The organism is Pseudoalteromonas sp. NZS11 (genome assembly GCF_015864765.1).
GTDB lineage: Bacteria > Pseudomonadota > Gammaproteobacteria > Enterobacterales > Alteromonadaceae > Pseudoalteromonas > Pseudoalteromonas arctica.
Genome location: NZ_JADYWP010000002.1, coordinates 670522 through 688684, shown reverse-complemented (window position 1 = coordinate 688684; position 18163 = coordinate 670522). Strand labels below are relative to the sequence as shown.

Sequence of the window (18163 nt, the reverse complement as noted above, 5' to 3'; positions counted from 1 at the left end):
TTTAGGCTCCCAGAGTCTGAATGAGCATGCGAATACCCGTTATCATTAAGACAACGGCAAAAGCGCGTTTTAGTTGTTTTTGATCCAGCTTACTACCAATTTTTACGCCAATAGGCGCAAATAAAATAGTTAGCGGAATAATAAGAAAAAAGGCAGGGAGGTTAACTAACCCCCACGTACCTAGGGGAGCATCGGTTGGCGTTGTGCCAATACTTAATAAGGTAATTACGCCAGGTAGCGCAATCAATAAACCAAAAACGGCCGCAGTACCTACTGCAACGTGGGCACGTACATTAAATGCGTTTAGCATAGGTACGCCAATAGTGCCGCCACCTATGCCAATCATTACTGATAAACCGCCTACAATACTTGCCATAATGCCTTGCCCAAATTTACCTGGTAGTTGGTTTACAAGTGCGGGTGCGCCGGCTCTAAATAACATGTTTAAACTGACTAAAATAGCAATGCAGGCAAACATGAGCACTAATGCGTTACCGCGAACGGTATGAGCAATAATACTACCGACTACCGCCATAACTAATATAAACGGTGCCCAGTATTTTATTAGCGCAAGGTCAATATTGCCTTTGCTATGATGCGAGCGAATAGATGAAAGCGAAGTAGGTACTATGGTTGCAAGTGATGTAGCTGTGGCTATCATCATTGCCGACTCTGGGCTTACGCCAAAGCCTTGCAGTAAAAAATACAGCACAGGTACGATAACAATACCCCCGCCTACACCAAAAAGTCCTGCTAAAATTCCGGCAAAAATACCGGTTGCTATTAAGGCTACTACTATTGGCCATTGGTTTATTATTTCTGACATTGTGTTCCTGCTGTAGTTACGGTTGCACGTCCATCTGAACGAGGATCTGTTGCTGCTTCAAGGCTTGTAGGTGTATCTAAAATAGCCCCAGCGTGCCCCATCATTTCGTTATTATTATCAACGCTTACCCAATCGTGGTCACGTTGATTTAATTCATGTTCTATATGAAAAACTAACCCTTTTTCAATTTTTAAATTTGTACTTGTATCACCCCATGTGCGCCCAAGTAACCAACGAGGGTCGCTAATGGCTTGGTTTATTGATTTATTTCGCCATGCGTAGCCTGCAAAAACAGCGGCTTGGGTTTGTGGTTGCCCTTCACCGCCCATAGTGCCGTAGGCAAGGCGACGACCATCGCTAAACTTTGCCATTGCTGGGTTAAGTGTATGAGCCGGCTTTTTATTTGGCGCAAGGGCGTTAATATTGTTATCCGCATCAATACCTTCATTGTTTAAACTAAAGCTTAAACCACGGTTATTCCACACAAAACCGCCTTCGCTCATTAATATTCCGCTGCCAAATTCCCAATAAATACTTTGAATAAAGCTGACTAATTGGCCGTTTTTATCTCTAGCTGCCATCCACACGGTATCGCCAGGCTCTGCGCTAAAAGGCCATTTTTTGGCTTTGGTCATATCAATATTATTAGCAAGTTGGCTTAAGCGATTATCGGTTAGTGCGTTTTTATAACCGTCTCCTAATACTTCAGGGTCAGCCCAAAGAGTTGGGCGATGGGTAAAGCTTTGTTTGGTTGCCTCAACAATTAAATGCATCCAGTCGGCATCGGTTTTAGCTTTGTGTTTTAGTTTATTTACGGCACCAATTATTTGCAGTGAATGCACGCCTTGTGTTGGTGCGGGTAAGTTATAGCAATCAATACCTGATAAGTTTGCATTTAGCGCAGTAACGACCTCGGCTTTAGTATTTGCAATATCACTTACGGTAATTGAGCTACCTGCTTTTGCTAAGTCGGCGGCAAATGAGTTAGCAAGTGCACCTTCATAAAATGCGTTTAAACCCTGTTTTGCTAAGTGTTCAAATGTTGCTGCAAGTTTAGGGTTTTTAAAATGCTGACCTGCTTGCAAGGGCTTACCATTGGGTATATAGAGGCTTTTAAACGCGTCATTGGTATTATTTGCAGCAGCTAGCTTTTCGCAGCCTGCTTGCAAGCTTTTTGTAACGGTAAAGCCCTCGCGAGCAAGTGCAATGGCGGGCGCTAAAATTTTTGACAGAGGTAGTGCTGCGTGTTCATCTAGCTCAAGGGCTTTTTGCCAACCGCGTATTGTACCCGCTTGAGTCAATGCGCTTAGTCCGCCGCGCTCTGGTATTTGTGTGAGCGTGTTATAAGCACTTGTATTACTTGCAGCTCGGCCGCAGGCGTCAATAGCAGTGGGCGTTTTTTGGTTTGGGTTATCGATAAGCCAAAAGCTATCGCCACCAATTGAGTTCATATGTGGATATACAACGCTAATCGCAGCGGCAGCGGCTACCATAGCCTCGGTAGCTGTACCGCCTTGTTTTAGTATATTTATACCCGCCTCAGTGGCCGAAAAATGAGACGCGGTAAATGCAATGTTGTGTGTGGTCATGCCGGTGTGTCCTTTTTTAAGTGTGCAGCTAATTGTTGTACGCACGCAAGTAGGCTTTTATCGTTACCGTGGCTCATCATTAATGAAAAGCCATACGGATGTGCATTTGCTAAATTAGCCAGCGGTAAGTGTACTTGCGCCGAGCCACTCAGCCCTGCAATTGCCGAAAGCGTAATAATTTGCATGCGTAAGGCGCTTGTGTCGGCGCCTAATTTAGGTGCGGTTGTAGGGGTGGTAGGTAAAAATAAGCAGCTGTGCTTATTTAGGTTTTTAGCGACTATTGTTTGCCATTCATGCTGTATTTTTAGCGCCTCTTGTTCTTCTTGCTCGGTTAAAGCCAGTGCCATTTTAAAACGAGCTGCAATTGCTGGCGCAAAATGAGAAAGCTGATCTGGGAGTCCAATCCAATCTCGGTGCGTTTTAGCAATCGCACGACCTTGTAATATTCTAAAGGTATCGGCAAGCTCACTTAGTAAACCAACGTTGGGGAGCTTAAAATCGATATGATGATTAAAATAAGGTTTGGTTTTTTCTAAAAGGTTACCCAGTGGTGCTTGTAAAGAGGAGTCAACAAATTCAAAGAGTGCTTCGCAAATAACCAGCGTATTTACTTTATTAATAGGTTGTTGTGGTAATAATACATTGCCAACGCTGCTTAATAGCTCGGCGCTTTGGGTAAGCCAACCTATAGTATCAAAAGGCGGTGCCAACGGTATTAGGCCGTCTTTTTCAATCACGTTATGGCTTGGCCTTATACCAAATAAACCACAATAGCTGGCGGGTATTCTAATTGAGCCGCCAGTGTCGGTGCCTAAGCCAATATCGGCTAAGTTAGCAGCAACGGATGCAGCAGAACCCATACTCGAACCGCCACTTGCATGACCGCTAAGTTTTGGGTTTTGTGCTGCACCATAGTGAATGTTATTTCCCTCTAAGCTGTAAGCAAGCTCATCGGTATGGGTAAAGCCTATAAAGTTACAACCAGCGGTCATGAGCTTATTAACCGAGCTTGCCGTATTCTGAGCCGGTTTAGCTGTTTTAAACCAATGTGGATTGCCTGCGCTGTTACGCTCGCCTTTAATTGCAAATACATCTTTAATCGCAAGACGCTTATTAATAAGCGTGCCTTGGTAATGTGTTTGCCATGCCTTAGGACCATGGTCACAAAAAATACCGGTCGTATTATTATTTTTGGTACTCATATCACCACTCGTTATAAAAAATCTGACCAAGCAGTTCAGATTTAGAGTGATTAAAAAGACGGATTAATTTTTATTATTTTTCAGCTCACTGCGTAACATCTTGTTTTTATTTTACAGAGCCTGATCCGCTTTTTAATCGGTTAGCTTATTATATTGTTTAAAACCTAAGCAAGAGGAATGCCATAAATTAAAACCCTGTCCAATTGGTCAGGATTTGGCGAGTTGTATGAGGTTAGTAAATATGGGCTGTAAAAATAGTGGTATTAAAATGAGCTAAAACAAACCAATTTGGTGCGCAGGTGCACCAAATTGGTCTTTATTTATATGGTTGTGAGCGCTAAATAAGGGACATTTTACTGATGATTAAACCGTTAATATCGGCGTAAACCCAATCGTTAGGTTCTAGGGTGGTGCCAAGCATGGTAACAGCTTGGTTTTTGTCGCCAAAGCCGCGCTTTAAGGTACTACGCGGTGTAGAGCCTAGCGCCATAACCGGTAAGTCCATAGTGGCGAGTATTTCGATATCTCGGCAACAGCCATTTATTATTACGCCTTCCCAGCCATTATTTAGGGCACGCTCAGCCATAATATCGCCAATAAACGCAAAGCGTTTGCTCGCAAACCCGTTTATAACTAATACTTTACCTTCACCATTTTCATGCAATATATCGGCAGCAAATGAGTTGTCTTCTGGGCAGGTAACGGTAACGACTTGACCGTAAAACGTGGTTTTTTTACCAAAGTGATAAAGGCCACTGTCGGCTACTTGTACGCTATCGCGATGATCGTCAAATAAATCGGGTGTAGTAAAGGGTTTCATGGGTTAAGTCTCACTTTGCTCAGGTATTTTAAGACCAATACCTTTTAAAATTATGTGGGCAATTGATTGCGTAATTTGTGCCACATCGGTTTTGTCGTACTCTAATTTGTTCATTACGAGTAAAACCTCAGCCTGAAAGTCGGCGTAATACTGCGTGGTAGACCAAATAGTAAAGAGCAAATGGTAGGGGTCAACCTTATCCATTTTATCTGCGTCCATCCACGCTTGAAGTACATCAACTTTTTGCTTAACCCAAGGGCGGGTATTGGTTCTAAAGTAGTTTTGTAAATAAGGGGCACCGCGCAGTATTTCGCTGGCAAATAAGCGAGATTGCATTGGCTGATTTACGGCGAGTATTACTTTGCTTTTAATATAGTTATAAAGCACGGTAGCTGGATCGTCGTTAATTGTGACGTTATCTAGCCCTAAGTTCCAATTAGCTATTATGCGGTCGATCACAGACTCGTACAGACCATCCTTACTTTTAAAGTAATACAAAATATTAGCTTTTGGCACCTGCGCTTCTTTAGCAACCATGCTCATACTTGCTCCGTCGTAACCTAATTGCGAAAACAATTGCTCGGCGGCATCTAAAATTAGTTTTTGGTTTTTTTCGCGTGTTACTTCTTTTTTATTTGGTTTTATTTGTGTGGTCATTATTGTGTTTGGGTGTTTAACATATTGATCGATTGTAGCTTTACTGACCAAAAGGTCAATTACTAAAAAGGTGAATATTAAAAGTAGGCGAGAGGTTTAAGTTATTAACTTTAGGGTCTGTTGATCTTTGCGGATTAAAATTTGTTCAAACTAGGGGCTATTTAATCGCGGCGCGAGATTTGTAACCTAGTGGGCTAAGTAAAAACCGAGCAACAAAGAGTAAGTAGTCCCTAGGAAGAACCCTTTGGGCAGCGCCTGTTTGGCATTAATGCTACGTTATCGCCCATTTATGGGGAATAACCACACTATATAGGCTCTGCCTTGCCTAAATACCAAACAGACTGCTGCAAATTTAACCTTGAAAGATCAACAGACCCTAATTGTTTAATTAAATAATTACTGTTAGTTTAGTTTCAAATTTACGAGTAGTACTTTTGGATTGGCAAATGGAGTTTTTAAGCAAAAATAAATACACGCTTTATGGAGTTGCTGCAATATTACTGTGGAGTTGCTTAGTGGCATTACTACGGGATATTTCTGAGTTGTTTAGCCCCATTGGTGGTGCTGCGGCTATGTACTCTGTCAGTGCGATATTTTTAATTTTGGTTATGGGAGTGCCTAAGTTTAGTGGGTTTTCAAGACGCTACCTGGTAGTAGGTACTTTATTATTTGTATCGTACGAAATTTGCTTGGCGCTTTCTATTGGTATGGCAAATAGCCGTCATCAGGCAATGGAAATGGCGGTTATTAATTATTTATGGCCCACGCTTACTATATTGCTCTCTATTATTATTGGTCGCAAAAAAGTAAGTTATTGGGTGTACCCAAGCATGATTATTGCTTTTTTAGGGGTTGCTTGGTGTATTACGGGCGATCAAGAAATGTCACTCGATACGCTTGTAGCTAACTTTGCTGATAATCCTGCTACTTATTTAATGGCATTAACTGCAGCGTTTATATGGGCTATTTATTGCGTGGTTACGCAGAAGCTGAGTAATGGCAAAAATGCCATTACGTTATTCTTTACTGTTACGGCAATGAGTTTATGGGCGCAATATGCTTTTAGTAATGAAGCACCATTAACGTTTTCACTCAGCTCAAGCATAACATTGCTATTAGCAGGAGTAGTGGTAGGGAGCGGGTATGCACTGTGGAACCAAGCTATTATTGGCGGTAACTTAATGCTGCTTGGCACACTTTCGTACTTTACACCGGTGTTTTCTACTATTATTTCAGCGCTGTATTTATCTATTACGCTGAGCGCTTCGTTTTGGCAAGGAGTTGTACTGGTAACCGTGGGCTCGCTAATTTGCTACTTTGTAACGCGAGAAAAGTCTGTTACAGAGCCAGCAAAAACACTAAGCTAAATTATATTTATATATAACTAGATTAATGAGGCGTCCAATACGCCTCATTAAGTTTGTGGCAACTATGCAGGCATAACGGCATAGCTTGCTGATTTGTATCTAACTTTTTTTGCACAATAATAAAATATTAACGCAAATACTGCAGCGCTAATATCAACAATACCGCTTTGATAATATTTAAAAAAATCATCAGCTAATAAAGCCTGTACAAGTGTTGAAACTCCCATACTAGCAGATAAAAATGCAATGCCGATTAAGCCCCAATAGCTAGCGTGGTGAGTTCCTTTAAAAAAGGTATAAGCAACAAAAACAAAAAATACCAAATAGTAACTATAAAGGTAACTGTAATTTGCGTTCTCTATATATAGGTTTGTCCATTTAGCTTGCAATAACGTGGCAACCACGGCAATTATTGAACCTACACACACACCAATTGTTAAATTTGCCATAAATCGTGTGCTTCGTTTGTTTGGATCTTTTTTAAAGCGTTTGTCTAACCACAATAAGTTACCAGAATAAAATAAGAATGCGCCAAGCAGTCCCATAATAAAATACCCCCAACGCCCCCATTCACCTCCATAAGTACCAAAGTGAAGTGAAAAGAAACTTCCTACTATATTACCCCAAATACCCTCATCTCCTTGCGGATAGCTTGAGTTAAGTACTTCTAATGTATAAGGATGTAAAAATAAGTAGTCAGTATCAGGTCCGCGAACGACAGCGCTGCTATTACTCATTTTTAATGTTGCTGTTGGACTGTTTGTGTTTAAACGATTAAACGCAATATGAATTGGCTCATAACCTGTAGCGTAGTTTTTTGCCGCTAGGATCTGTTTATCTATACTTGGTAAATTTGCAATATGATAATTATGTGCTGCTGGGGCAGGGCGTTGAAAAAAGGATTTATCGTCATAAAATGCTGATAGACCATCATAAATTAGGTCATGAAATGCAAACACAACAACAGTAAACGCTATAATTAAATGAAAAGGCAGGCTGGCGATCCCAACTAAATTATGGCTGTCGAGCCAAAAACGACTAGCACCTTTTTCTTTTCGTATTGCAAAAAACGTTTTTACAAGCGTAGGTAGTAAAATAATTACGCCAGACACCAATGCTAAAAAGTACAGCGCAGATGCTATACCGAGTATATATACTCCTGATTGGTCGTGACCAATCTCGCCTGCAAACCCTGCGGTCCGATGCAAATAATCTATTAAATCTGCAAGTTTATTCTTACTTTGTTGCTGTATAACCAGATTATTTTGCTGGTTTATATGTAGCGCCTGTAATTGGTTATTAAGTGCCATACCGCGCTCTTTTCCTTGGCTGTACCAAGAGAGCGGTGCTTGATTTGTTAGTAAGTCGAGGGAAAAGCCATTGCCCATTTGCTCAGGGTACTTAACTATTGCTTGGTCAACTAATGTTTGGTAATTGTTAGTGTATGGTTTAGTCACTGGTGCACTGACGGGTTTTGCCCACTGTGCTAATTCGTGTTTATACATGGTTAAACTACCAGCATAAAACCCTATAAAGAGGACTAAGCCTGTGATTATTCCTGTCCATGTATGCACACCTTGATAGGTGCGCAAAATATCGGCTCTAACTCTCATAGCCAAGTCCTTAAAATTATAAATAAACTATATAGCGTTACATTTAAGCCCCCAAGCGTCAGCCAAGCTTTTTTTGCCGAGCTAAACAGGTATGTGAAGCTAAAAATGGTTAACCATAAAAGAGGGATTATCCACATATTAAATTGCACTTTATCAGGCGCATCTATGCCTCCCGCTCCATACCATGCAAAAAAAGCAACGAGAATAAACGCTAGTGCGAGCCCTAAAAAACAACCCGCCAAACTTTTTCCAAGCCAAGTTGGTTTTATTTTTTGCCTTTGTGCAGATGACATTATTTAACTTCCTTGCGTTTAATTAGGCTGACGAGCGGAATTATTATTAAAGCGAGCATTATCATTAAAATGATAAAAAATACGGCTGCCGCATTAGAAAAAGCATATAAGGCTAATGGTATTGCAATAACAAAAAGGATAAATGCGAGCTTGCGCCAGCTTTTATTAATGGGTTTGCTTAGTAGTCGTTGGTGGCGGTTACTAAGATAAAACAGGGATGTAGCAGTAAATAAAATAAGAGAAAGGGTAAGTTGCAACATAAATAAAAACACTTGTTAATAATATTGCCATTCTAAATGATAATTAAACTCAATTGCAACAAGTGCATGTTTGTGCTATTTTTCCGAAAAATAAAATAACCATCCATAAAAGGGAATAATAGCGGTGCGGTCATTCAAACTAAATAAGCTTTCACTAATCATTACAGGCTCTTTTCTGCTATCTCAAAGCAATGCATTTGCTGATGAAACAAGTCGTGAATCAATAGATACAATTACTGTAACAGGCGAAAAAATCGAAAGGTCACTCAAGGATACGATTACATCGGTTGCAGTTGTAGATAGTTCGTTATTAGAAAATGGGCAACTAGGCTCTGTTTCTGAAGCCTTGGCAGAAATGGCAAATGTGGTGGTACTTACTGGCGCTGTGCCAGATATGCGCGGTGTGTCGGGTAATGGTGGTGCAACTGGGTTTAACTCATTTAGTGGTGGCTCAAAAGCGCGAGTATCAACACTTGTTGATGGGGTTAGTCAGCCATTTGTTGCTGATTTAACTGGTGATACCGGTTTATGGGATATAGAGCAAATAGCGGTATACCGTGGACCGCAGTCAACAAGTAATGGGCGTAATAGTATTGGTGGTGCTGTTTATATGACAACTAAAGCGCCAACACAAGATTTTGAAGGTGCTGTACGCGTTGGTTATAAAAATCAAGACAGCTACCTTGATACAGCGGCCGTTGTTTCGGGGGCATTAGTTGAAGACGTATTAGCATTTCGCTTGTCTACTCAATATGTAAACGGTGAAACCTTTAGTAATCCAACGATATATGAAACCAATCCAACAGATAAGAACTTAAATAACCTTAATACCAGCAGTACGCGAGCAAAATTACTGTATACCCCAACAACAGATTTAGCTGTACAGCTGACTTACTCAACGTATAGCGAAGAAGGTAATACGGGTCGTAAGTATTATGAAGGTGATAAACCGTTTGATTATGTGCCTTTATTTCAGCGTGACATGGATACCCAGTCAGACACGACTCAGGTAAATATTGATTATAAAATTAATGATAACTTTTCGTTCGATATATTACTCGCTTATATGGATTATGAATGGGGATACGAGGCTTATGAAGCACTGGCAAGCGCTGAGTCTGATATTTCTATGGATGAAAAAAATATCACCATTGATAGCAAGTTAAACTTTGGCTTAAATAGTGAATTTTATTCAGGCTTTGTTGGTATTGCTTACTTTGACCGTGACCAAGACTTTAAAAGCGTTGGTGCAACCAATTATTTTGGTGACGATAGTAGTGACTCTAAAGCAATTTATGGCGAAACCAGCTTTAAGTTAACTAATGAGCTTACTTTAACCGCTGGGCTTAGAGTTGAGCGTGAAGAACAACTTCGTAATTTTGACATGGCTTTTGGTGGCAGTAGATTAGTTGAGCAGCTAGACAATTCTAACACTATAAAGCTACCGACCTTAGCTATTCAATATAAAATTAACAATGATACGACCCTATCTGCAAGTGCTCGTCGTGGTTATAACGCTGGTGGTGGTGCTTTGAATTTTACCGCGCAGGAATATTATTACTACGATCAAGAATCAGTAAATACGTACGAGTTGGGCTCGCGTAGCGTACTAAATAATGGTGATTTAAATATTAGTGCTAATATTTTTTACAATAATTTTGATGGTTATCAAGCATTAAGTTCTGATAGGAAAATTACTAATATTGACGACGCACATAGCTATGGTTTAGAGCTTGAAGCATATAGCATGTTAGGTGAGCAATGGCAGTTACACGCAGGGCTGGGTTTATTAAAAACTAAAATAGATGAATCAACTACTTATTCTGATGCAGTGGGCAATGAATTAAATTCAGCACCAGAACTGACTGCAAGTTTAGGGGTATCGCATTGGTTTACAGATACCTTAAAGCTAAATGTGAGCGCTAATTATGTAGACGAGTACTACGGTGATTTAACTAACACCGAGGAGCGTGTTGCTGGCGGTTACACAATTACGCGTGCAACAATAAGCTATAACAGCGATCATTGGTTGGTGAGTGCTTTTATTAATAATACATTAGATGAAGAAGCATTTACGTCGGTAGAGCCTGCAAGCGGGCGTTACCCAACGGGTTATGTTGCTGTTGTTAACCCACAAACATTAGGTGCTTCAGTAACGTATCGTTTTTAACGTGCTTCTAAAATAATGAATTGGAAATTGTAACGCTACCTTTTAAAGGTAAAATAATTTAAAGCCCTAAAGCATTAGGGCTTTTCAATAAAGGGAGAGCTTTAACCGAGCTTAAATTAAATAATGTCGCGCACTTGTTGTTTAAATGACTTGCCAATTTTAACTGACACGCCTGATGCTAGTTGAACGCTTTCATTACTTAACGCAACAACTTTATTTTTGTTAATAACGTAAGATTTGTGGACTTGAATAAATGAAGTATCAAGCTCTTGCAATATGTATTTGAGAGTACTGCTTGCAAGTAATGCTTTTTCACCTTGCCATACTTTTACATAATTTCCATAAGCCTCAAACATGTCTATATCGCCTAATTGAATTTTATGTTTTTCACGATCGATTTTAAGGGTAATAGTCAGAGGTGCCTTGGGATTTAGCGTTATGTGTTTTCTTTTTTTCCGTACTTTATTGAGTGCTTGTTCAAGGCGCTGCGCAGAGACTGGTTTTAGTAGGTAGTCAGTTACGTCAAGTTCAAAACCGGCTAAAGCATATTCTTGATACGCACTAATAATAATCACTTGTGGTCGATTCGCGAGCACTTTTAGTAATGCAATGCCTGATAGTTCGGGCATGTTTATGTCTAAAAATAACAAATCAATAGATGATGTGGCTAAAGCACATAATGCATCTTTAGCGTTAAGGTATTGTCCGCTTACATTAATATCTTTATGGGCACTTAAATGATGCAGTATAACGTCATGCGCGAGCGGCTCGTCATCAACAATTATTGTGTTTAGCATGCAGCCAGCTCCAATTTAAGTGTGGTTTGCCAAAGGTTTTTATTTTCATTAATAATTAATGTGTGCTTATTTGGATATAAAAGAGTTAGCCTACGGCGTAAATTGTTAAGTCCCATCCCATGCTCTGAATTGTTATTAGGTAGAATAGGGTTAGAGGAAAATAGCGTTAGTATGTTATCGGCCATGGTGATTTTAAACACAACCGTTACTTTTTGTGAGGTGGGCTCTACACCATGCTTTATCGCGTTTTCTAAAATCATTATTAACAGTAGTGGCGAAATTAAATAGTGTTGTTGATATTCAGGCCATTGCACATCAAAGTTGCAGCGCTCAGCACTTCGTAAATGCTGCAATGCAATAAAACCTTTTAAGTAATTAATTTCTTTTTCTAAACTCACCTGTGCTTTTTGGCCTTCATAAACACTGTAACGCAGTAAGTTAGCTAATTGCATAACAAGATCTGGTGCATTATCTGCTTTTTTTAATGTCAGTGCGTAAAGGTTGTTTAATGTATTAAATAAAAAATGAGGGTTAATTTGCTGTTGAAGTAGCTTTAGCTCTGTTTTTGTTTGTTGTTGGGCAATGTTGCTAATTTGAACGTGTTGTTGCTGTCGTTCAAACGCTAAAATAATCGGTGTGCTTATAGCCAAAAACAAAAATACGAACTGATAATTTTCAGGGCTAAAAATATTATTATTACCGCCAGGTGTTAAGTTAGCAATGCCTGAGGGTAAATCGTTAATAGGTAACAGTAGCAAGCACGATGTTAATACAGGTGTAAGTGCAACGAGGCTTATTAAACTTGCAAACAAAAACATCAGTACACCATGATAGGTTAATACATAGCGTATTAATAAATATCTATTTAATAAATACACTCCATATACTAATCCGGCACAAACAGTAATTTGCCAAAGATAACCCAAAAAAGTATCAAACTGTGTGAATACTTTATAAACGTCAATAACAGGCTCAATAGGCTGGTTTAACATAGGATCAGTGTGCGTATTGAGTATGCTTGATGTAACTATTGCCCAACCTAAAAGTATTATAAACATGACTGTATCAAGTGAAAACAAGGATTTAAGCCATTTATTACTCAACACATTGTTATTTTTATTAGTGCGTTTAGTAATAAGCCATATACCACTTGCAGATGCGCACAGTGTCCAACATTGTGCATCAAGGTATTGCCATTGCGAAAAGTTAAGAAGCTGGTTATTAAATACTAGCAAGAGAGATGGATAGGCTAAAAAGCCTAACAGCCAAACTATGATTGCGGGTGTAAGTAATAAACGATATGCGAACGCATGGGCAATAAAAAAGGGAATACACTGTAAAAAAAGTTGAATATTAATAGCCAGATATTGGCTCGTTGAATCCATATGTGATGACAAAAAGCGTATATGAGAGTCGAGCATAATAGCAGCTATTAGCGGTAAAAAAATTATTAGCTGGGTAATGCTAAAGCGTTGCCATATTGGTGTATTGGCTTGCTGCATATGTGACTCCGTTTTTATTATAGTTTCTGAGCAGATACGCTCAGATAAAATTGTCTTTTTATTTTAAACATTACCTTTGCACAATTCACTACGCTGAGCGCGCTATATTATCCATAAAATTTTTTCAATCATAATTTATTTTTAAACTAATTATTTTATTTCATAGGGTTAGTAACCGTTTTAAGCATACTAGGCGGTTTATTTAAATGATGAAAGGTCATATTTAAATGACCAACGTTACTTTTTTATGTTCATCATTTATTTCAATACGTTAACCATTGTTTTCTCGCTTGTATTGACTTGCTTTCTTAAGCTGGTGCTATACCAATTAAGGATGAAACTAATGCTTACACTGAAAAATATCAACAAAAAATACGCAGATGGTACGCAGGCTTTGAATGATGTGACGATCACTCTACCCGCCGGTATGGTCGGTCTACTTGGCCCAAATGGGGCGGGTAAATCAACACTTATGCGCACACTCGCGTGTTTACAAAATGCCGACTCCGGGCATATTAATTTTAATGGCCTTGATGTGATTAGCCAACCAGATGCGCTTAGATCGCAGCTAGGTTATTTACCACAATATTTTGGCGTGTATCCCAATATGAGTTGTCGGGCGTTACTTGAGCATATTGCCGTATTAAAAGGCATAGATGGTAATGCACGCAAAAACCAAATTAATAGCTTACTTGAACTAACCAATTTGACTCAGTTTGCTAATAAAAAGGTCGTTAATTTTTCGGGAGGAATGAAGCAGCGTTTTGGCGTGGCTCAGGCTTTGTTAGGTAACCCAAAACTAATTATTATGGATGAACCCACTGCTGGGCTTGATCCTGTGGAACGAGAAAGTTTAAATAATTTACTCGTTAGTATTAGTCAAAATAGGTTGGTATTGTTATCGACTCATATTGTTGAAGATGTAGAAAATTTATGTCACTACGTGGCCATTATAGATCAAGGAGCACTCATACAAAGCGGTGACGTAAAAGAGTTACTAGTTCCTTTAGAAGGTAAGATTTGGCAGCTCGAAAGTTTACCTACGGGCATACCGAATCAGCATGTATTAAGTAAGAGCCATCGCTATGGTAGAGCGTCATTTCGTGTCTATGCAGACACAGCGCCTGCACAAAATGCAATAAACTCGCCCGCTACGCTTCAAGACAAGTACTTTTTTGCACTCAATAAAGGAAGTCAAACATGTTAATTTTTAATGAGTGGCGATATGCAGTGCGCCAACCACTTGTTTGGCTGTGCATTATTATTCCTTTAATATTTTCGGTTATGTTGTCCTCTGGGCTTGCAACAGTTGAAGTTGATTCGTTAAAACAATTTAAGTTAAATATTACAATGCTACAAATGATGCAGTTACCTGTGCTTGTAGGAGTATTGGCACCCGTTATATTTTTACGAGATCAGCACGCGTCAATGCAGGAGCTTATTTATGCTACGCAACCTAGCTTATTTAAGCGCAGTTTAGCAAGAGTATGCTTACTGATTTGCTTGGTTTTTATTATTAGCTTAATTAGCGATTTAGTAATGATATACATGCATGTAAGGCAATTTGGCTATATATCAAATATGGTTTCTTTTACTGTATTTAATAGCTTTTTAGTGTTGTTACCAAATAGCTGCTTTTTAGTTGTTGTTGCCTTTTTTGTTTGCCATAAATCAACGACTTCATTACCCAATTATGTTGTTTTTGCGGTGTTGTGGATAGGCTACATAATGCTTGCAAGTATTACCGGAAATCCAATGCTTGCTGGAAGTAGTATCATAAGCAATCGCTTTTATACATTATTTGTTTGGCTTGACCCTTTTGCATACACCGCCGTAATAAACAGTTTAACCAATTCATTAGGAGCTTCATTTGCTATTAATCGCGTTGTTGTGAGTATGCTTGCTGTTGGTATTTTTTATATTACTTTTAGTAAAAATAAAAAAAACACATTATTAAAGAGTGAAAATGGTAAAAATAATAACGAATGCGTTCGTTACAACACGTTAGAACCCGCTGAATATAAAACTGCGAGAGTCACGCAAAAACCGTTTTTGATGATGGCCAGTTTATACAAAATTACGCTGGTTAATTTGGTTTCACACCCTGTTACTTTACTGATTATTTTTGTTTGGCCGGTGATGGTTTTTAATAGTGTTGCCTCGTCATCTGGTTATGTTGAACCAATGAGTATTATGAGCACCACAAGCCTTGATGCAATTAGCTATTATGCATTTGATATGCAATTGTTGTTTGGCACTTTATTAATGGCTTTGTGGAGCTGGCAAGTAAGTTGTTTCGCTAAATACTATAATATAGCTGAGCTGATCGCTGCCACACCGCTCAAAACATATTACTTTTTAAACAGTCAGTTATTGGTCCTAGGTACTATGATATTGGTTTTTTTAACAATGAGCTTATTAGGGGCAAGTGCAGCTCAGTGGTTTTTACACAGTGCATATCAATTTGAAGTACATTTAACCATTTTATTTTTGATGGCAATTGTGCTTGCCATTATTGCGTGTGTATTTTTGTGTGTATTTAATTTGTGTCGTTCGCAGCTTATTGCGGGTTTGCTAATTGCTGTTATTTTACTGATCAAATTTACACCGATAATGACTTATCTTGGTCTTACGCATACATTGTGGAGTGTTGGTTGGACGCCTTTGCAGGCACCTGATAACTTTTGGGGTTATCGTGCAAGTATAAGTAGTTATTGGCCTTATATATCAGTTTGGTTAGTTGCGTGTATAAGCTTAGTTATAATTACGGGGATTTTTAATCACCGAGGTGCCGGGTTGAGCCGAAGAGTAATGGGGGTTAAACATTTTTGGTTACTTATTCCTTTACTTATCACTGTGGCACTATTTACTCAATTACATTTAAGACTGGTTGAGGAGAAGCCTTTAACCAACTCGCATAAACGCGAGGCATTTAAAGCACAATACGAAAAAGCATTCTCACAATGGCGCAATGTAGCACAGCCAAACATTGTGCACATTGATGCTAATGTAGACTTTTATCCGCATCAGCAGCAAGCTCATTTTTCCTTAATATATACCTTAAAAAACACCCATCAAGATCCTATTAAAGAGATATTGGTTGGGCGCTCTGGTTTTTATACATGGGCCGATATTGAAATCGATGGCGCGCAAAGGGCTAAAAGCTTTCCCTTGCTTAATCAAGCTGTGTTTAAGTTTGAGAATGAAATGCAGCCAGGAGAAATACGTAAACTAGTTACACGGTTTGATGTTCATCAAGCTAAGCTTTGGCCAGTGAGAGGCCATCAGATAATAACCCCTGAATTTAGCTATATACGATCAGTGCCTTTATTGCCGACTGTTGGCTATCAAGATAATTATGAATTAACCGATCCTATACTTCGTCAGCAACACGCACTTAAAGTGAAATCGGTGATTAGACCCACGAAGCTATTTGCTAAAACGGCGAAAGCAAGTACTCATTACCAGTGGCTTACTATGTCGAGTAAAGTGAGTACAACAAGTGATTATCAGGTTATAACCCAAGGAGAGGAAATATCACGTACCAGCAAAGATGACCGCGAAATATTTCATTTTGAGACTCGTACACCCATAAATGCAATCCCAGCTTGGGTGACGGTGCCTTATTCCCCTGTTACCAAGCAGCAAAATGGCGTGATGTTAAACGTGTTTGCTAAAGATAAAAACGAGCCAGCACGAGGGGAGTCTATAGCCGTAAACCTCAGTGCAATGGGCGACACAATAAAATGGCTTAATAATATAAGCCCATATAGAGCAAAACAATTGAGCTTAATAGGCTCGCCTAAATTTGGTGGAACAGGTTATGCCCTGCCGCAACTTATACTTATTGAAGACAGTGTTGGTTTTAGAGCAAAGCCAAGTGCTAATGCAGGCTTTGATCAACGCTATCGCCGTGCAGTTCACGAAACTGCGCATCAATGGTTTGGCCATGATATTGGTAATGGAGTATTTTCAGATAGCGCTTTTTTAGTGGAGTCTATGGCAAAGTATATTGAGCTTGTTGTTATAGAGCAGCGTTATGGGAAAGCGACCATGCAAGCGCTGGTTGAGTATGAAACAACACGCTATGAGCAAAGTATGTTGATGAACATAAAGGAGCGATCAGCCTTAGTTGATGCTACACAAAGCTTTGACCAATATTCGCGAGCAACCATTGTCTTTGCTAAGCTACGCGCTGCGATTGGGGATAAACCCATTATTAATGCGCTCAAGTTGGTTTGGAAAAATCATGCTTATCCAAACAGTCCCGCCAATTCTATGGATTTTATACGAGCATTAAAACATGAAGCTGGGAAAGAACAAGAAAGCTTAATAAACACACTGTTTTTAGAGTAAGTACGTTTAATTTGAACATATATTTAGTAAATCAAAAGCCCTATTATTTTAGGGCTTTTTGTTGCGCGCAGATTACTTTGCATTATTTACCTGTGCTAGTAACTCTATAACTTTTTGTTGACCAAAGGTTTGTGCAAATTGCTCTGCTGTTTGGCCGGCTTTGTTTTGATGCGCGTTGTCGCAATCAAGTGATACGAGTGTTTTAGCAATACTAAATTCACCTCTAAAAATAGCGGCCATTAGCGCTGTGTTGCCTCGGTTATCTTCTAAACAGGCATTAGCGCCTAAGTGTAAAAGTGTGTTAACCGTGTTTTTATTACCATGGTAAGTAGCAATCATTAACGCGGTGTAGCCTTTATTGTTGTAGCTGTCGATAGGAATACCAGCATCTACAAATTGCTCTATTACAGCGGTGTCGTTTGTACGTGCTGCGGCAAAGTAATAAGCAAATAAGCTATCGTATTGAGTTTTTGCAGAATGTTGGCTTTCAACTTGCGAACTGGGTGTTTGTGTATCTGATGTATTTTGAGCGTAAACGCTACTGGTAAAGCTCAGTAGTAGAGCGACTATAATTAATAAATTACGCATAACAATTGTCTCTTATAAAAAGAGGAAGGGGGTTATCCCTTCCTCATAATTGTGGTTGCTTATATAGCTGCTTGCTTAGTTGGGACTAATTTTTACAACTGATTACTTACAGCTAGTTAATTA

Annotated in this window: 13 protein-coding genes; 4 read left to right on the top strand and 9 right to left on the bottom strand. The window is 39.2% G+C overall.

The features are described from left to right. Position 1: 1 nt before the first annotated feature. The 5 genes from I6E82_RS06660 to I6E82_RS06640 form a co-directional block, all read right to left on the bottom strand. Entirely contained in the window at positions 2 to 826 is an 825-nt protein-coding gene (locus tag I6E82_RS06660; RefSeq protein WP_024599978.1) for a sulfite exporter TauE/SafE family protein, read from the bottom strand. Beyond that, on the bottom strand, positions 814 to 2415 hold the full coding sequence (locus I6E82_RS06655) for a gamma-glutamyltransferase family protein (RefSeq protein ID WP_197117228.1): 1602 nt from the start codon (positions 2413 to 2415) through the stop codon (positions 814 to 816). Before I6E82_RS06655 ends, I6E82_RS06660 begins: the two co-directional genes overlap by 13 nt. Beyond that, positions 2412 to 3617, bottom strand: coding sequence for an amidase family protein (locus tag I6E82_RS06650; protein ID WP_197117226.1), 1206 nt, complete (start codon positions 3615 to 3617; stop codon positions 2412 to 2414). The genes I6E82_RS06655 and I6E82_RS06650 overlap by 4 nt, the downstream gene beginning before the upstream one ends. A gap of 337 nt (positions 3618 to 3954) precedes the next feature. Continuing rightward, on the bottom strand, positions 3955 to 4437 hold the full coding sequence (locus tag I6E82_RS06645; protein ID WP_101216358.1) for a putative 4-hydroxy-4-methyl-2-oxoglutarate aldolase: 483 nt from the start codon (positions 4435 to 4437) through the stop codon (positions 3955 to 3957). A gap of 3 nt (positions 4438 to 4440) precedes the next feature. Continuing rightward, positions 4441 to 5094: a TetR/AcrR family transcriptional regulator gene (locus I6E82_RS06640; protein ID WP_024597735.1), complete on the bottom strand. Its 654-nt coding sequence runs from the start codon at positions 5092 to 5094 to the stop codon at positions 4441 to 4443. A gap of 446 nt (positions 5095 to 5540) precedes the next feature. Between I6E82_RS06640 and yddG the strand changes: the two genes are divergently transcribed. Further along, positions 5541 to 6461: an aromatic amino acid DMT transporter YddG gene (yddG, locus tag I6E82_RS06635; RefSeq protein WP_076924279.1), complete on the top strand. Its 921-nt coding sequence runs from the start codon at positions 5541 to 5543 to the stop codon at positions 6459 to 6461. A gap of 62 nt (positions 6462 to 6523) precedes the next feature. Here yddG and I6E82_RS06630 read toward each other — a convergent pair whose 3' ends face one another. Further along, positions 6524 to 8074 (bottom strand): PepSY-associated TM helix domain-containing protein, encoded by a 1551-nt coding sequence (locus tag I6E82_RS06630; protein WP_197117224.1) that lies wholly within the window; start codon positions 8072 to 8074, stop codon positions 6524 to 6526. Positions 8075 to 8745: 671 nt separating this feature from the next. Here I6E82_RS06630 and I6E82_RS06625 point away from each other — a divergent pair. After that, positions 8746 to 10797, top strand: coding sequence for a TonB-dependent receptor (locus tag I6E82_RS06625; RefSeq protein ID WP_197117322.1), 2052 nt, complete (start codon positions 8746 to 8748; stop codon positions 10795 to 10797). A gap of 116 nt (positions 10798 to 10913) precedes the next feature. Here the strand turns inward: I6E82_RS06625 and I6E82_RS06620 are convergent, their stop codons facing one another. Together I6E82_RS06620 and I6E82_RS06615 are read right to left on the bottom strand one after the other, a co-directional pair. Further along, on the bottom strand, positions 10914 to 11594 hold the full coding sequence (locus I6E82_RS06620) for a LytR/AlgR family response regulator transcription factor (protein ID WP_170071268.1): 681 nt from the start codon (positions 11592 to 11594) through the stop codon (positions 10914 to 10916). Continuing rightward, positions 11588 to 13096, bottom strand: a complete 1509-nt coding sequence (locus I6E82_RS06615) for a sensor histidine kinase (RefSeq protein WP_170071269.1) — start codon at positions 13094 to 13096, stop codon at positions 11588 to 11590. The genes I6E82_RS06620 and I6E82_RS06615 overlap by 7 nt, the downstream gene beginning before the upstream one ends. 343 nt (positions 13097 to 13439) lie before the next feature. Between I6E82_RS06615 and I6E82_RS06610 the strand changes: the two genes are divergently transcribed. Continuing rightward, positions 13440 to 14303: an ABC transporter ATP-binding protein gene (locus I6E82_RS06610; protein WP_197117223.1), complete on the top strand. Its 864-nt coding sequence runs from the start codon at positions 13440 to 13442 to the stop codon at positions 14301 to 14303. Further along, entirely contained in the window at positions 14297 to 17452 is a 3156-nt protein-coding gene (locus tag I6E82_RS06605; protein WP_231616877.1) for a M1 family aminopeptidase, read from the top strand. The genes I6E82_RS06610 and I6E82_RS06605 overlap by 7 nt, the downstream gene beginning before the upstream one ends. Positions 17453 to 17524: 72 nt before the next feature. Here I6E82_RS06605 and I6E82_RS06600 read toward each other — a convergent pair whose 3' ends face one another. Next, positions 17525 to 18040: an ankyrin repeat domain-containing protein gene (locus tag I6E82_RS06600; RefSeq protein WP_197117222.1), complete on the bottom strand. Its 516-nt coding sequence runs from the start codon at positions 18038 to 18040 to the stop codon at positions 17525 to 17527. Positions 18041 to 18163: the final 123 nt, after the last annotated feature.

What these genes read in the sequence shown, in the direction of transcription:
- I6E82_RS06600 (WP_197117222.1), bottom strand. Translation starts at nt 18,040, where the DNA reads ATGCGTAATTTATTAATTATAGTCGCTCTACTACTGAGCTTTACCAGT.
- I6E82_RS06615 (WP_170071269.1), bottom strand. Translation starts at nt 13,096, where the DNA reads ATGCAGCAAGCCAATACACCAATATGGCAACGCTTTAGCATTACCCAG.
- I6E82_RS06650 (WP_197117226.1), bottom strand. Translation starts at nt 3,617, where the DNA reads ATGAGTACCAAAAATAATAATACGACCGGTATTTTTTGTGACCATGGT.
- I6E82_RS06630 (WP_197117224.1), bottom strand. Translation starts at nt 8,074, where the DNA reads ATGAGAGTTAGAGCCGATATTTTGCGCACCTATCAAGGTGTGCATACA.
- yddG (WP_076924279.1), top strand. Translation starts at nt 5,541, where the DNA reads ATGGAGTTTTTAAGCAAAAATAAATACACGCTTTATGGAGTTGCTGCA.
- I6E82_RS06605 (WP_231616877.1), top strand. Translation starts at nt 14,297, where the DNA reads ATGTTAATTTTTAATGAGTGGCGATATGCAGTGCGCCAACCACTTGTT.
- I6E82_RS06660 (WP_024599978.1), bottom strand. Translation starts at nt 826, where the DNA reads ATGTCAGAAATAATAAACCAATGGCCAATAGTAGTAGCCTTAATAGCA.
- I6E82_RS06645 (WP_101216358.1), bottom strand. Translation starts at nt 4,437, where the DNA reads ATGAAACCCTTTACTACACCCGATTTATTTGACGATCATCGCGATAGC.
- I6E82_RS06655 (WP_197117228.1), bottom strand. Translation starts at nt 2,415, where the DNA reads ATGACCACACACAACATTGCATTTACCGCGTCTCATTTTTCGGCCACT.
- I6E82_RS06640 (WP_024597735.1), bottom strand. Translation starts at nt 5,094, where the DNA reads ATGACCACACAAATAAAACCAAATAAAAAAGAAGTAACACGCGAAAAA.
- I6E82_RS06610 (WP_197117223.1), top strand. Translation starts at nt 13,440, where the DNA reads ATGCTTACACTGAAAAATATCAACAAAAAATACGCAGATGGTACGCAG.
- I6E82_RS06620 (WP_170071268.1), bottom strand. Translation starts at nt 11,594, where the DNA reads ATGCTAAACACAATAATTGTTGATGACGAGCCGCTCGCGCATGACGTT.